Source organism: Leptospira dzoumogneensis (assembly GCF_004770895.1).
Taxonomy (GTDB): domain Bacteria; phylum Spirochaetota; class Leptospiria; order Leptospirales; family Leptospiraceae; genus Leptospira_B; species Leptospira_B dzoumogneensis.
The window spans coordinates 517396-532418 of record NZ_RQHS01000019.1; the positions used below are offsets into that span (position 1 = coordinate 517396).

Here is a 15023-nt window from a genome sequence, read left to right on the forward strand (position 1 = left end):
CTCTTTTAAATTTTCATCGGCATAATTACCGATATAAAATCAGGATCAGAAGGATCTTTGAATACAACAGGTGAACTTGAATCGCTGAATTCTATTCTGAATTCATTATCATCGATAGACTTGAATACATCGGATAGATATTCACCTTTGAATGCTACAGTAACCTCGTCACCGGAATATTCGATCGGCATATTGATACTAACCTCGTTCACTCCTTGTGTTTGAGCGTAGAAGTTAATATTATTTTTTGTGAATGTTAAACGGATCTGACGAGTAGGTTCCTCTGCAGCAATCAATGCCTGTCTTAGATAGATCTGGAATCCTTCTTTAGGAATTACAGCGCTGAATTTGGAAGACTTTGGAATTACTTGTTCGTAATTCGGGAAATTACCTTCGATCAGTTTACAAAGTAATTCAATCTGATTTGCATTTACGTAGATCTGATTGTCTATGATACCGATCTTTCCTGTTTCTGCAGTAGCGATCATTTTAGAGATCTCTCTGATTGCCTTGGAAGGAATGATCACTGAATCTTTAAATTTCAGAGTGGTAGAAAGAGGTCTCTCGATCTTACATAACCTTCTTCCATCGGTGACTGCGAATACAAGTTTATCTCCTTTAGGGACCATGAATAGTCCGTTGAAGATATATCTTTGGTCTTCGTGAGCGATTGCATAAGAAGTTTTACGGATCATCTCTGCAAACATTGCTGTTGGAAAATCGGAGATATTAGATGCATCGACTTTAGGGATCGTTTTGATCTCTTCTGCATCCATTCCGTTCAGTTTGTTTTTATAATCATTCTTTTTAGTAGCGTCAGTGATATAAGTGATACTGGAATCAGCATCGCCATCTTCAGTTGAGAGTAAAGCCTCTTCAAAGTGAATGGTTTTAAAAATACTGGATAATTGTTTTGCAGGTAAAGAAATATCTCCCGACTTCTCTACCTGAGCATTTAATGATGTTTTAATAGATATCTCTAAGTCGGTTGCAGAAATAGATACGGAAGAAGTTTCCGCTTCTAGTTTTAAGTTGGAGAGAACAGAACGTATCTCTCTAGCAGAGATAACTCCCTCTACAGCGTGAATCGCTTTTAGGAATTCAGATGTGTTCACTTTGATCTTCAATTTGCATTCTCCATTTATATAGGTGATCTATATATAGATTCTTATATATGTACTGTTGTAGTACTTGTACCTGTGCATATGTAGATAAGAGTCATAACTCTTTAGATAAGGGAAATATGTCGCATATATATTGAAAAGTACAATTTCCAGGACCCGGAAAAAACTCCTGTGTATCTGCTATAATAACCTTCAAAACCGGAGTCTATAAGAGACAATAATTTTGTGTTATGTCTTATTTACTTGTTATGTATAAACTATTAACTAGTTATTTACATATTATCTAAAGGTCTATGTCGCCTTTAGATAAGAATTGAAACTAAGTTTTTTATTGGAAACGGAATCGATTCAGAACTTCTTCCACTTTAATGGAAAATTCTTTATCATCTTTTATCTTATTTTCGATGTTACGAACCGCATGGATCACAGTTGTATGTTCTGCAGAAAACATTCTTCCAACCTGACTTTTGTTCAGTCGGAAACCTTTGTGTAATACATACATACATAGATGCCGAGGGATCACATACTCAGGTTTTCTGCTCTTACCCATCACCTCATTCGGATCCAGATTATAAAGAGAAGAAATATGTTCTATAACCTTGTCTTGGCTGAGTTGGAAATTCTTTTTACGGAAGATACGATTCTTAAGTATCTCTTCTATCATCGTTGTGGTGAAGAATAGATGAGAGAATGCTCTCTTATGAAGTGCCAAATCATTCAAAGCGCCTAGAAGTGCTCTAGTATCATCTTCGATCAGATCGGCAATGAACTGTATATGCTCGTGAGAAAGACCCAAATTCAAAATTTGGCAGTTCTTTTCTAAAATTCCGATACGAATATCTCTATCAGGCGGTTGGATATCAGCCTGAACACCTGTTACGAATCTAGATTTTAATCTTTCATGAAGTGGAAGTTCTGAACTAGGGCGATCGGATGCGATCACAATCTGTCTTTTTCTTTCGAATAGAAAGTTGAAGATAGAGAAGAACTCTTCTTGGGTCTTCTCCGCTCCCGTATTCAAGAGTTGGATATCATCTATCAATAGACAATTATAAGATTGGTACTTAATTTTAAAGGATTCGATAGAATCTCTGGATTGAAGAGCGAATAAAAACTCGCTCATAAAGGACTTTATGTCCACATAATGTACTGTTTTCCAAGGCTCTTTTTTGAGAATTTCGGAACCAATAGAATGAAGAAGATGAGTTTTACCCACTCCTACTTTACCGAATAAGTATAATGGATTGATCTCTGCAGGATTTTTTACACATTCCATTGCCGCGCTGAAAGCGAGACGGTTCGTATTTCCTACGATAAAATTATCAAAAGAGTAATCCGGATTGAAAGAGTAAGACTTATCTTTGAATTTTTCCTGAAGAACTTCGTTTAGATTAGAAGCACTTTCAAGTACGATCTCTACCGGGACCCTATTCCCACTTGCTCTGAAGATAGCTTCTTCTATATGATTTTGGTATTTTTTCTCAACATGTGTCTTTATATTAGAAGACGGGGCTATGAGGATGCAACGATCGTCTGTTAAACTCTCTAATTGTAAGGTATTTATGAACTTATCAAAGTACGTAGGAGGAATTTCCTTGGAGACTTCCTCTAATACACGCTTCCAACTAGGGTCCAAACAAAACTCCAAAAAAAAAAATCAAAAACGAACCGACGACTTAATGAATACGAAACTCGTATTTGTCTCGGAAAAGAAAAAAAAATAATTAGGAAACGGTCCGAAGGACCATCCAACGAGATTACACTATTTTTCTTCTGTCAGTCGCATACAAATGAAAATTCGGAAATCGAAAAGGAAACCTTAGGAAAAACACAGTGGATTAGTGATAGATAAATCATTATGTCGCTTAGTGTAATTACTAGTATTTTGTTATATTTAACTGTTGTTATGCGAAGTGAATGGGATAGAATTTAAAGAAAATATAAAGAAATTTTTATTTTTGTTCTAATAGAGATAGTTCATGTATAAGCAAAGATAACGCAATGTTCTCTTGCCCATGAACTCTTTCGTGTAATTTTTCCTTAAAACGAAAGACCGCTTCCATCTTAGGTAAGTTAGAATCGAAATCCGATTTGGAAAATTCCTGTAATAATAATAATCCGATCAGATCTAAGAAGTCCTTGAAAGAAAAGTCTTCCTTCCAATCGGAATGTTCTTCTTTGTATTCGAGTATCCATTCTTCTAATCTAAGATAATCCAATGGTTGTCTTAGATTTCCGTTGATCCTTTGGGAAATTTGTTCGAGCACCGCAGGTGGACAATCGAACGATACCATACTTCCGCCTTTTGCAGGAAAGTAAGGTATTGAATTTTTATTATGTAGTTCCTTGATCACTTGTTGAGGAAGATAACCGAAAGGAATACAGACGGCTCTACTTACGATCGTTTCTTTGAGTTGTTCCAAGTCGTTTACTATAAATATAAAACGAGTGAAGAATGGAGCTTCTTCCAAAGATTTTAAAAGTGCAGTCTCTGCTTCGTTACCTATCAAAGAAGCATCTGGTATAATGATAAATCTGGTCTTGGAAAGATGAGGTCTATAGTAAAGCCTCGTTCGTATTAACCAACGGATAGTGAACTCTTCCGGATTGTCCTCTTTACCGATTGCAATTTGTTTATTCTTCTCTAATGGAAACCAAACAATATCAGGATGAGAGTGGTGCATGAACGCTCTGCAAGAAACGCAGTGTCCGCATGAAGTTCCTTCTAAACAAAGAACATGTCTGATAAATCTTTCGACTGCTGATTCTTTTCCGGTGCCTTCCGGTCCATGAAAGATAAGTAAGGGAGGAAGAAGGTCAGGTTGAGATGAGTATTTTTTTAAGAATACTAGAGCTCTTTCCTGGCCTTGGATTTCCTCTATACCGAATGCGGAAGACATGTTCCTTTTGTTAAAGATTAATAAACGGGAGTCAACCAGTGTTTGTAGTTTTGGTTTTTTCCGACTACTAGATCAAAGAATGTGGACTGCAATTTTTTAGTGATCGGTCCCATCTCTCCGGTCCCGATCTTTCTCTTATCAACTTCACTTACCCAAGCGATTTGCACACCGGTTCCGGAAAAGAAGATCTCATCAGCGATATAAAGTTCACTTCTTGTGATCTCTCTTTCAATCACTTCGTAACCGGAGTCTTTCGCAAGTTGAAGAACGGAACGTCTTGTAATTCCTTCCAACAAAGAAGAAGAGATAGAAGGAGTGATGATCTTTCCGTCTCTCACTAAGAAGATGTTCTCTGCAGAACCTTCGCTCACGAAACCTCTACCGTCTAAGAAAATCGCTTCGTCGTATCCGTTCTGAACTGCTTCCGATTTTGCAAGAGCTGAGTTTACGTAACCGCCGGAAACTTTGGAGAGAGTAGGGATGACAGTGTCATCGAACCTTCTCCAACTAGAAACCATAGTAGTAAGTCCACGTTTGGTATCTAAATAATCGTCCAACTCTAAAACGTAAATTGCAAGTTCAGTAGGAACATCATGGAACCTAGGAGAAAGTTGCAGAGCGGAAGTGTAGATGAAAGGTCTAAGATATACGTTCCTTCTGTATCCGGATTGTTTAAGAAGATCTAAGGTTATGTCACGGAGTTCTTCCGGAGTTTTTGTGAATTGTAACTGCATGATCTTAGTAGAATTCACAAGACGTTTATAATGATCTAAGATCCTGAAGACATATAAGTTATCGGAACTAGAATCATAATATCCTCGGATGCCTCCGAAGACGGTGGTTCCATATTGTAAGGCGTGAGTTTTGATGTTTATATTTGCTTCTGACTCCGGGACTATTTTTCCTTCGAAGTAAGAGAGTTTCTTGATGGATTCGGGCATGTACAGGGAACCTGAAAGTGATACTATTGATTACATGATTCTAAGCATAGGCTCTACTGTCGACTAATGATCGATCTTGCGATGAGCTTATGCAGGAGTGCTAGGTCTGAATGAATTCTTCTTTTTTTCCCAATCGATTTGATTGTGTGGTGGTCGGTGCAGGTCACGCAGGCTCCGAGGCTGCCTATGTCTCATCTATTGGCGGTGCTAAAACTTTACTCATCACAATGAACTTAGATACGATCGGACAAATGTCTTGCAACCCTGCTATCGGTGGGATTGCAAAAGGACATATGGTTCGAGAAGTAGATGCACTTGGCGGCTTAATGGGTAAGGTCATCGATGCTACCGGCATTCAATTCAAAATGTTGAATACATCCAAGGGTCCTAGCGTCTGGGCTCCTCGTGCTCAAGCGGAGAAGAAAGAATACCAACTCAAAGTGAAACATACACTTGAATCTATTCAGAACTTATCGATTAGACAAGATACAGTAGAAGATCTTTTGATAGAAGATGATCGTATTATTGGAGTTCGGACAGGAAGAGGTTTCGAAATTTTCACCAATCATGTGATCTTAACTACAGGAACATTCTTATCTTCTATCGTTCATATCGGAACGTACCAAAAAGAGAACGGAAGATTCGGAGAGCCTACGGTTAAAGGTCTTTCTCATTCACTTGCTAAGTATAATTTGAAATTAGGAAGATTGAAAACGGGAACTCCACCTCGAATTCATAAAAATTCAGTGGATCTTTCCGTCATGAGTTTGCAAGAAGGTGATCCGGATCCTTCTCCTTTTTCTTTTTCTACAACTAAGATCACTCGTAGACAGATCCCATGTTATATCACTTACACGAATGAAAAAACTCATGCGCTGATCAATGAGAACATTCATCTTTCTCCGATGTATTCGGGGCAGATCAAATCAACCGGTCCTAGATATTGTCCTTCGATCGAAGATAAGATCGTTCGTTTTGCTGATAGAGAAAGACATCAGATCTTTTTAGAACCGGAAGGTTACGATACACAAGAGATCTATCTGAATGGAGTCTCGACTAGTCTTCCGGAAGAAGTTCAATGGAAACTTGTACGTTCGATTGCCGGTCTAGAAGAAGCGGAGATCTTAAGACCTGGATATGCGATCGAGTATGACTATGTTGATCCTACAGAATTAAAACCAACATTAGAAACGAAAAAGATCAAAGGTCTTTATCATGCGGGACAGATCAACGGCACTACAGGTTATGAAGAAGCTGCGGCTCAAGGTTTGGTTGCTGCTTATAGTGTACTTTCTTCATTAAGAGGGGAGGAACCGATCTTATTTTCCAGAGGAGAATCTTATATCGGAGTTCTTGTAGATGATCTAGTTCATAAAGGTGTAGAAGATCCATATAGAATGTTCACATCTCGGGCCGAACATAGACTTCTTTTGAGACAAGACAATGCGGATCAAAGACTCATGAAGTATGGATACAAGATGGGCCTTGTATCCGAAGAAACCTTCCATGAGATGACTAGCAGATATAAGAAGATCTCCGAAGTTAAGGAGAAGATACAATCCACTCCTCTCAAACCTCTGCCTGAGTTTGAAGCTCTGCTAGAAAGAAAAGGAATCCAAAGTTTAAAGTACGGTGCGAAGTTGGACTCATTCTTGAAAAGGCCTGAGATTGCTTTCGAAGATGTTAAGTTTTTAGTACCTGAAGCGGAAGAGCTGAGTGCTCAAGACAGAAAGGTAATCGAGATGGAGATCAAGTACGAAGGTTATATCAAAAGAGAACAAGATACTATCGATTGGAAGAATAGATATCTTACTACTCCGATACCTGAGACAATCGACTACTCTTTGGTTCCTGGTATTAAAAAAGAAGCCATCCAGAAACTTACAAAACATCGACCTTTAAATTTAGAAAAGGCAGCTCAGATCTCCGGCGTGGATCCGAGTGATATTGATATGCTTCTTTTCTATATCAAAGGAAGAAAGCCTAGTCCGGTTTAAACTTCTTAAACACTTGCTGATGAAATGAAAACCCCGGGTTGCCTCGGGGTTTTTTATTGTAATGAATCACTTAGTGCTGAATATCAAATGTGCCGTCCGATGAGGAAGTGTCATTATAATCCGCGTGTTGGAACTCCAACGTTTCACGTGAAACAGTATGAATTCAGATCAAGTTAAAGGCATCCAAGGTTACTCAAACCATAATGAAGAGTTTATCAAAGCTACATCTGGTATTGATTTTTTCGATCTTCATAAAGACTTTCTAGATTATATTCTTCTGATCAAATTCTATGGATAGATGATTCGCTTCCAAGTCTAGCAAAACTTTCAGGCTATAATAACCAATTCGATTTCATTCTATCATCCGGAGTCTGGCATCACCTGGATAAAGAAGAACAGTTACTTTCTATGAGAAGAGTTTCTGAACTTCTAAAACAAAATGGTATTTTTGCACTTTCACTTCGTAATGGTCCGGCAGGTAGAGGAACTCATGTGTTTCCAACAGACGGAAAGATTAGTATCGATCATGCCTCAAAATTTGGTCTTAGGAATTTACTAATTATAGAAAACCAACCAAGTCTTATGAAGAACAAAGAAGATGTTGCTTGGACTAGACTGGTTTTTCAGAAGATTTGAAATCCGTCATAAAGGTCCGACTCAAAGTTCGAACTTAGATAATTCTCGATTTTACATTTACTTTGATGAGCATGTTGGAATTCCAACAAGCGAAGATATAAAAAAAGGGAGAGCGGATTGCCCTCCCTTCTCTCCGTTTCACGTGAAACGTGGACGATTATTTTCCGTAAACAAGCTCGTGAGTTTTTTCCACGGCCCATTTGTCTCCCTGCTTGATCAAGAAAGTGAATTGTTGTAAACGATTCTCTTTATCCCAGATCAATCGGTTCATTCTTTCGATCGTTCCTTGAACATTCATTCGGCTCAAAAGTTTTCCATTTGTATCAAAAGTTAGAACGGTAGATGCAGCCTGTTGTTTTTCTTCATTGTAAATGTTCTGCTGGAAAAGTCCCGGCTTGTTCGGGTCTTTAACGATAGCAAATCTTTCAGTGAGCTTTGCATCAGCCCATTCAGTTTGAGCCTCTTTTACTAAACCGTTCTCACCCCAAGAGATGATAGTGCATGTAAGTATATTCTTTCCGTCTTTATCGACTAGTTCGATGGAAGAGAGAACTCCTGATTTATTGTATCCGAAGTTTTTGGATTCAAGATTCACTCCGTCTTTATTATAGAGTTCTTCTTTTAGGATTTTTCCGTCTTTGTATACGAACTTGGTGAAACCATCGGGCTTTCCATCTTGTCCGATATAGTTTTCTTTAACTAATTTTCCGGAAGGATCATACTCATACTTCGCAGTATAGATTAAATTACCTTTAGAATCTCTCACTAGCTCTTGGCTAGGACCGCCCTTTTCAAAACCTAAAATGATCCTATCAGTATGGGACCACTTGCCAGGAGTGAAAGAATGTATCGGGCTGATGCAGAAGATAAAAACAAAAGAGAAGAATACTCTTTTTAACATGGAGAATACCTCCCTCTAGACATCGACTATTTGTGTAAAATGTTAAGAGTCTTTTTAGGAAATTTGAATGGGTTTCTTCCGTAATGATACCGGATTAAGATCAGATATTGGGGCCTTTTCTTTTTGTAGTACCTGTAAGACTCTTGGAATCTCATTTTATTTTAGTAGGAAGTCCTACATAAAATTATAACATTCCGCTCTCGGAATCAAAGGAAAACTCCTTGCCGAAGCCGGCTGACGGAATAATTTTTTACGGGCTTCTATACCGAAAACATTAGAAGCCAATAAAGAAAGCCTAGTGGAGAGGAAATATGTCCCTCAAAAAAATCGGGATCACGGTCCTTGCTCTTATTGCGATCTTCCTAATTTATACGATCGCATTCACTGAAAAAGGGATAAAACCCATTCAACCGGAAGCCACAGTTCCAAGCTTAGATTATTCCGCTCTAAGTGAAGAGGCCGCAAAAGATCTACAAGCTTATATAAGGATCGCAACAATAAGAGGTAGAGAGAAGGAAGGTGCACTCTTTTTAAAATCCGTATTAGACAAAAGAGGAATTCCTTCTCGCATCATTGAATATCCTGGTAAGCCGGACAGAGCATCTCTTCTTGCTGAATTAAAAGGTAAAGATACAACTAAAGAAGGTTTAATACTCACAAGTCATATCGATGTTGTAGAAGCAGATGCAAAAGACTGGGATGTTCCACCATTCTCCGGAATAAGAAAAGGAGATAGAATTCATGGAAGAGGTGCAGTCGATGTTAAGGGTCTTGGCATCATGCAACTATACGCATTCTTATTGATCCATGAGAACAAGATCCCACTCGAAAGAAACTTAATGTTCCTCGCGATCGCAGATGAAGAAAGCCGCTCAGAATATGGAGCTAGATTCTTAGTAGATAAACATAAAGAAATATTCAACGGATATGAATATGTTTGGAACGAAGGCGGGACAGGATCCAAAGACATAGCGATCCAAGGTTCTAAAGTATTCAATATTCAACTCGCAGAAAAAGGCGCAGTGTGGTTGGACTTAAAAGCTAAATCTATTCCAGGACATGGAAGTACTCCTCCTGTGTCTTATGCTGCAAAGTCCATGGTGGATTTTTTACAAGAAGTGCAGAACATCGGGAACAAAACGATGATCAAGGATGAGACTGCAGCATTCTTCTATTCATTAGGAGGCATCAGTAATTTTCCTGACTCGTTTGTATTAAAGAGATCTAGAAACCCTTTACTCTTTATCATATTAAAAGGTGTGATCAACTCTAACAGGCACTTAAGAGCGATGACTAGAAACACTGTGAGTCTAACCGGTATAGATAGTCATCCGATCGGAATGAATGTGATCACTTCTGAGACAACAGGTTCATTAGACATTCGTATTCTTCCGGGACAAGATGAGAAAAAGATCTTTGAAGAAGTAAAAGCACTCGGGGAAAAATACGGAGTAGAAGTCAGCGCTCGTCACTTAGAGTCGGGAAGCATTTCTCCAATGGATGGATTACTCTTCCGAGTTCTTGCTGGAACTGTGACTGCAGTGGAGCCTGGATCGATCGCAACTCCATTCTTATCACCTGGAACTACAGACAGTTCTTATCTTAGACAGATCGGATTAAAATGTTATGGACTCATTCCTGCATTACTTTCCTCGGAGGAGATAGATGGTATTCATGGTAAGAATGAGAGCATGAGTATTCCTCAGCTCAAGATGGGAATTGAAATTTTATTCAAGTCCATCATAGAATACAATCACCAAGTCGCAAAGTAGAATGACAGAAACAGAGACAAGCCATCCGGACTTCAATCATGATCCGGATGGGATCCAAGCCGCGGTTAAATATAGATTTTCAAAAGACGCAGAACAGATCCTTCCCTTATTCGATTGGGAACTTGTCTCTTCATTCTTAACCTTCCTAAAAGAAAAGAACCAAGCAGGCGGTTTTTTTTCTAAAAGAGATACAAACGAGATCTTAGATCGTCATGTATTAGAGTCCATCTTTCATATTTATAAGATCCGTTCCATCGTTGGATCGTTTAACAGTATGAAGGTGGGAGATGCCGGGACAGGTCCAGGCATACCTGGCTTCTTCTTTCGTTGTTTAATAGAGAAGGAAAGGCCTAAACTAGTCCTATTAGATTCACAAAGAAGAAAACTCTCTCACACAGAAACGTTTGTGAAAGAAAACAAAATCACAGGGGTTGATTTCCTTTTTGCAAGGGCGGAGGACTGGAAAACTGACTGGAATTTAGGTGTTTCTAGGGGGTTTGTACCCTATCCTTGGAGCGCAGAAGTCTTAAGTAGATGTATTATAAAAGGAGGATATTATGTCCCTTTTATCGGGAAAGACGAGTTTGATGCAAAGATTGAAAAGAAGATCTTAACTGATAGTGGCTTTGAAGTTCTTAAGACTGTATTTTTATCTGAACTTGAATTTTTAGGCATGCGACATATTAAAGTCTTGAAAAAGGTCGGATCGGCAAGGCAAGGTATTCCTAGAGCTTGGAAGCTTCTCGAAAAGGAGAGCAAAGAATTCTATGGGAAAGATCGTATCCATTAGTAATCAAAAAGGCGGCGTAGGCAAGACTACTACCTCCATCAATCTTGCGGCAAATCTAGCTGCGATTGGTAAAAAAGTTTTAATCGTAGATTTTGATCCGCAAGGCAACTCGGGATCCGGTTTAGGATTCGAGATCAATACTCTCCAAAATACTTCTTATGAACTTTTGATCGGAGAATCTTCCGCTGCGGAATGTATTAAAAGAACCGATATCGAAAATCTTCATATCATTCCTTCTAATATCAATTTGTCCGGTGCGGAAGCCGACTTATTGGGAGAAGAAAATCGTGAGTATCGTTTAAAAGATGCGATCGGTCATTTAAGAACTGAGTATGATTATATACTGATCGATTGTCCTCCTTCTCTTGGCGTTCTTACTATCAATGCATTGTCTGCGGCTGATAGTGTGATGATCACTCTTCAAACCGAATATTTCGCTTTGGAAGGACTGACCCAGCTAATGAAGATCATTTCTTTGGTTCAGGAAAAATTAAATCCTTCTCTCGAGCTCGAAGGCGTTCTGCTTACCATGTTCGATAAGAGAACCAATCTTGCTCAACAAGTTGCAGAAGATGTTAAGTCTTACTTTAAAGAAAAAGTATATACTACGGTTATTCCAAGAAACATCAAACTTTCGGAAGCTCCTTCTTTCGGTAAGTCCATTCTTTCCTATGATCCGGACGGGATCGGTGCTCAAAGTTACAGAAGTCTAGCATTAGAAGTTGCCGGTAAAAATTAATGAGTGCCAGCGCAAAACCGAAAGCATTAGGAAGGGGACTCGGGAATTTAATTCCTGTTTCGGAGGAAAAATCTTTCAAGGAAGCAGGCGGAGAAGGTTCGCTCAGAGAGGTAAAACTTTCAGAGATCCGTCCCAATCCTGACCAACCAAGAAGAACTTTTAATGAAGAATCATTGCGCGAACTTGCAGAGACCATCAAGGCTCACGGAGTTATCCAACCGATAGTTGTTAAAGACACCGGTTCCGGATATGAGATCATCTCCGGAGAAAGAAGATACCGTGCATGTAAAATTGCAGGCTTCGTAAAAATCCCTGTCGTAGTTAAAAAAGCAAATGTGCAGCAAACTTTGGAAATGGCCCTTATCGAAAATATCCAAAGAGAAAATCTAAATCCGATCGAAGAGGCTTTGGCTTACAAAACTCTTTCTGAAAAATCCGGATTAAAGATCACTGATATTGCATCTAGAGTCGGTAAGAACAGAGCGACCGTATCCAACTTAATTCGTCTTTTACAATTGCCTGATTCAGTTATGGATCTGGTTAAGAATGGTAGAATATCCGAAGGTCATGCAAGACCTCTTCTATCCATTGCGGATCGTAAAAAATCAGAACAGCTCGCTTACCAAATTGCAGAGAAAGGTTTAACAGTTCGCCAAGTAGAAGATATAGTTGCAAACTTAACGGAAGAAGCTCCAGTCAGAGAGAAGAAAAAATCCAAACGTAAAGAAGTGGATATTGTAGAACTTGAGAACAAGTTCCGCAAAAAATATTCTATGAAAGTGGATATCACACATAATTCTTCTTCCGGAAAAGGAAAACTCAGTATTGCTTATCCAAGCTTGGATGCTTTACAAAAAGTTTTAGATGCCCTAGGATTATAACCCGCTAAAGAATATTAGTTATCAGAATTAGCCTATGAGTTCAAACGATTCGGAATTCTATTATACTCTAAGAGTACGCTATTCCGAGATAGATGCGCAAGCAGTAGTATTCAACGCACATTATCTCACTTACTTTGATACCGCTTTGAACGAGTACATGAGATTTTTAAAGTACGACTATAAGGGCGAATTAGAGAAGAATGGTCTAGACTTTGTAGTCACTCGCTCTTTGATCGAATATAAATCGCCTGCAAGATTTGACGAAGAACTAAAAATTTATGTGAAAGCAGGAGAGATCAAACCTGCTAGTATTCTTTGGAATATCCAAGTTCGAAAAGGTTCGGATGATACTTTAGTTTGTAATGGAGAATTGACCTGGGCATTTTTGGTATTGGAATCCAGAAAGCCAGCAAAACTACCGGAAGTATTTAAGAACTTAAGTTCTAAGAACTGATCAATTCATCAGGTCTACTAATAGACCACGAATATCTTCCATTCTTTTCATCAGATCAAAAGTAGAATTCTCAGGATGAATGATAAAGTCCGCTAAAGTTTGGATCTTATCATCTACTATCTGAACTACTTGGTAAACTTTCTCGGATCCGCCGCGGGCGCGAGTGCGTAAAGTTTCCAAACTTGTATTTCTATCTAGAACTTCTTTCAAGATCCCTTGAACGATCCTTTTATAAACTTCCAGATTTGAGTAAGTAGGAGATTTTAGAAAATTTCTCTCTGCATCAGGAAGATCTCTAAGCAAAGAATTTAGATCTCTTGTTCTTTCCTGGTTATAAGGAAGTAGATGTTCTACTAAATCGAAAAATTCACTTTTAGAATCAGGTATCTGGGAATCTGATACTGAACTAGGAACAGGTTGATATATAGAAGCACTTAGGGAAAGTCCGAAGTCTCTTTTTTTACGTGATTCTGTGCGAGGGTCTTTTTGCTGAGATTGGATCTTCAATGAGTGGTCGGGTTAATCTTACAATTTCCCTCGAATTGTACTCCCTCTTCCATAACTACCTTTGGAGTGATAATATCACCTTTCATACGGCAGCTTGCGAGTAGAGTCACTCGTTCCGACGCGAATATATTCCCATTAATTTCACCGCCGGCGACGACAATACGAGCTTTAATATCCGTATCGACGATTCCGGTCTTTCCAATTAGGACTTTTCCGTCGGTTTTTATGGTTCCCCTAAAAATACCGTCAATACGTAGAAGCCCGGAAAGTTTGAAGTCTCCGCTGAATTCGGCGCCTTCGCCGATGATGCTATTTACCGCTAATTGCTCTTCTGTATGGGCCATCAGTCTTGGATCTGGTTCAAGAATGCAAACGGATCGATCGCTCTGGTGCCCACATGAATTTCATAATGAAGACTGTATTGAGGACTGTTTTCCGATTTTCCAACGAAACCTAATACTTCGTTTTTGGAAATTTGCTGATTCGCTTTCACTTTTACACGATCCAGATTAGAGTAAATCGTTTTCCAACCGAACTTGTGAGCTACTTTTACGAAATATCCGGTGTTACGAGTGTATCCGATCTCGTAAACTGTACCAGGTGCAGTTGCCACTACTTCTGATCCAGGGAAAGCTCCGATATCCAATCCGTTGTTGAAGTCCCTGCGAGCGGTAACCGGATTCAGATATTCTCCATAAGGATAAAGAACATATCCTTTTACCGGCCAGACAGACGGGGTTTGACGGATTAGATTTTTACGTTTTTTTAATATACTTATGATTTCTTGAGTAAGTTCGTTCGCTACTTTAAGATTATGAACATCTTCTTTCAGTCGGAATACTTCTGCGCCCGGTGCTAAATTTTTATCGGAACCAAGAGAAAGTTTTTCTGCTCCACCGATCCCTTTTGCAACTTTGGAATTGTCTCCGGTCAATCTTCCGTAAAGAGCGCCTACATGATTGTGATAGTACTCAACATGCTCGTGAAGACCGTTGATCTCTTCTTTCATTTTTGCGGACTGACGAATGAAGTCTTGGTTGGATAAGTTCAACTCTGTAAGTTGGTGAATGGATCCTGAATGACTAAGAACGTTGATAGAGCTGATAAGAAGAAGGACCAGAATTGTCCCGATGAAGATGGTGATTGCTCTGTAAGAGATATGAAAGTTGATCGTCTTTTGTTCGGAGTGAGGGATCACCATGACGGTGAGACGTTCTTTACCCTTCTTATTCCAATTTGCTATTTTGATATCTAGCTTAAGCTTCAGATCTTGGTATTTGTATCTGAGCCTATAATAAAGTAGTGCAAGATAGGATTTAAGATTCAAGCTATTATGTCCCAAACCAACGAGTTTCCCCGTTCCGTAGTTATGCTGTAAGGA

16 protein-coding genes are annotated in these 15023 nt (G+C 39.0%); 8 read left to right on the top strand and 8 right to left on the bottom strand.

Going from position 1 to position 15023, the window contains the following annotated elements; translation table 11 throughout:
- Window positions 1-5: 5 nt before the first annotated feature.
- The 4 genes from dnaN to EHR06_RS16070 all read right to left on the bottom strand — a co-directional run bounded on the left by dnaN (window position 6) and on the right by EHR06_RS16070 (window position 4965).
- Window positions 6-1127, bottom strand: a complete 1122-nt coding sequence (gene dnaN / locus EHR06_RS16055) for a DNA polymerase III subunit beta (protein WP_135757918.1) — start codon at window positions 1125-1127, stop codon at window positions 6-8.
- 325 nt (window positions 1128-1452) lie between these two features.
- Window positions 1453-2760: a chromosomal replication initiator protein DnaA gene (gene dnaA / locus EHR06_RS16060; protein WP_135757919.1), complete on the bottom strand. Its 1308-nt coding sequence runs from the start codon at window positions 2758-2760 to the stop codon at window positions 1453-1455.
- A gap of 316 nt (window positions 2761-3076) precedes the next feature.
- Window positions 3077-4024: a hypothetical protein gene (locus tag EHR06_RS16065; RefSeq protein WP_135757920.1), complete on the bottom strand. Its 948-nt coding sequence runs from the start codon at window positions 4022-4024 to the stop codon at window positions 3077-3079.
- A gap of 17 nt (window positions 4025-4041) precedes the next feature.
- Window positions 4042-4965, bottom strand: coding sequence for a branched-chain amino acid transaminase (locus EHR06_RS16070; RefSeq protein ID WP_135757921.1), 924 nt, complete (start codon window positions 4963-4965; stop codon window positions 4042-4044).
- A 110-nt stretch (window positions 4966-5075) separates the two neighbouring features.
- Here EHR06_RS16070 and mnmG point away from each other — a divergent pair, with 110 nt between their 5' ends.
- The 3 genes from mnmG (at window position 5076) to EHR06_RS19285 (ending at window position 7598) form a co-directional block, all read left to right on the top strand.
- Window positions 5076-6962, top strand: a complete 1887-nt coding sequence (gene mnmG, locus EHR06_RS16075; RefSeq protein WP_135757922.1) for a tRNA uridine-5-carboxymethylaminomethyl(34) synthesis enzyme MnmG — start codon at window positions 5076-5078, stop codon at window positions 6960-6962.
- A 157-nt stretch (window positions 6963-7119) separates the two neighbouring features.
- On the top strand, window positions 7120-7260 hold the full coding sequence (locus tag EHR06_RS19240; protein WP_208757804.1) for a hypothetical protein: 141 nt from the start codon (window positions 7120-7122) through the stop codon (window positions 7258-7260).
- On the top strand, window positions 7257-7598 hold the full coding sequence (locus tag EHR06_RS19285; protein WP_279633359.1) for a class I SAM-dependent methyltransferase: 342 nt from the start codon (window positions 7257-7259) through the stop codon (window positions 7596-7598). The genes EHR06_RS19240 and EHR06_RS19285 overlap by 4 nt, the downstream gene beginning before the upstream one ends.
- 157 nt (window positions 7599-7755) lie before the next feature.
- Here the strand turns inward: EHR06_RS19285 and EHR06_RS16085 are convergent, their stop codons facing one another.
- A complete protein-coding gene (locus EHR06_RS16085; protein ID WP_135757923.1) occupies window positions 7756-8499 on the bottom strand; it encodes a hypothetical protein in 744 nt (247 codons plus the stop codon).
- Window positions 8500-8810: 311 nt separating this feature from the next.
- Between EHR06_RS16085 and EHR06_RS16090 the strand changes: the two genes are divergently transcribed.
- The 5 genes from EHR06_RS16090 to EHR06_RS16110 are packed head-to-tail and all read left to right on the top strand — an operon-like array spanning window position 8811 to window position 13135.
- Window positions 8811-10271 (top strand): M20/M25/M40 family metallo-hydrolase, encoded by a 1461-nt coding sequence (locus EHR06_RS16090; RefSeq protein WP_135757924.1) that lies wholly within the window; start codon window positions 8811-8813, stop codon window positions 10269-10271.
- 1 nt (window position 10272) lies between these two features.
- Window positions 10273-11061 (top strand): RsmG family class I SAM-dependent methyltransferase, encoded by a 789-nt coding sequence (locus EHR06_RS16095; protein ID WP_135757925.1) that lies wholly within the window; start codon window positions 10273-10275, stop codon window positions 11059-11061.
- Window positions 11039-11800: a ParA family protein gene (locus EHR06_RS16100; RefSeq protein WP_086447618.1), complete on the top strand. Its 762-nt coding sequence runs from the start codon at window positions 11039-11041 to the stop codon at window positions 11798-11800. Before EHR06_RS16095 ends, EHR06_RS16100 begins: the two co-directional genes overlap by 23 nt.
- Window positions 11800-12681, top strand: a complete 882-nt coding sequence (locus EHR06_RS16105) for a ParB/RepB/Spo0J family partition protein (protein ID WP_135757926.1) — start codon at window positions 11800-11802, stop codon at window positions 12679-12681. Before EHR06_RS16100 ends, EHR06_RS16105 begins: the two co-directional genes overlap by 1 nt.
- Window positions 12682-12715: 34 nt before the next feature.
- Window positions 12716-13135, top strand: a complete 420-nt coding sequence (locus EHR06_RS16110; RefSeq protein WP_086447620.1) for an acyl-CoA thioesterase — start codon at window positions 12716-12718, stop codon at window positions 13133-13135.
- On the opposite strand, the gene EHR06_RS16115 is transcribed toward EHR06_RS16110, so the two are convergent.
- From EHR06_RS16115 to EHR06_RS16125, 3 genes are read right to left on the bottom strand one after another with little or no spacing between them, the layout of a single operon-like run.
- On the bottom strand, window positions 13136-13642 hold the full coding sequence (locus EHR06_RS16115) for a YaaR family protein (RefSeq protein ID WP_086447621.1): 507 nt from the start codon (window positions 13640-13642) through the stop codon (window positions 13136-13138).
- On the bottom strand, window positions 13639-13986 hold the full coding sequence (locus EHR06_RS16120) for a bactofilin family protein (protein ID WP_008589609.1): 348 nt from the start codon (window positions 13984-13986) through the stop codon (window positions 13639-13641). The genes EHR06_RS16115 and EHR06_RS16120 overlap by 4 nt, the downstream gene beginning before the upstream one ends.
- Window positions 13986-14969 (bottom strand): M23 family metallopeptidase, encoded by a 984-nt coding sequence (locus EHR06_RS16125; protein WP_086448571.1) that lies wholly within the window; start codon window positions 14967-14969, stop codon window positions 13986-13988. Before EHR06_RS16125 ends, EHR06_RS16120 begins: the two co-directional genes overlap by 1 nt.
- Between the last annotated feature and the right edge of the window lie 54 nt (window positions 14970-15023).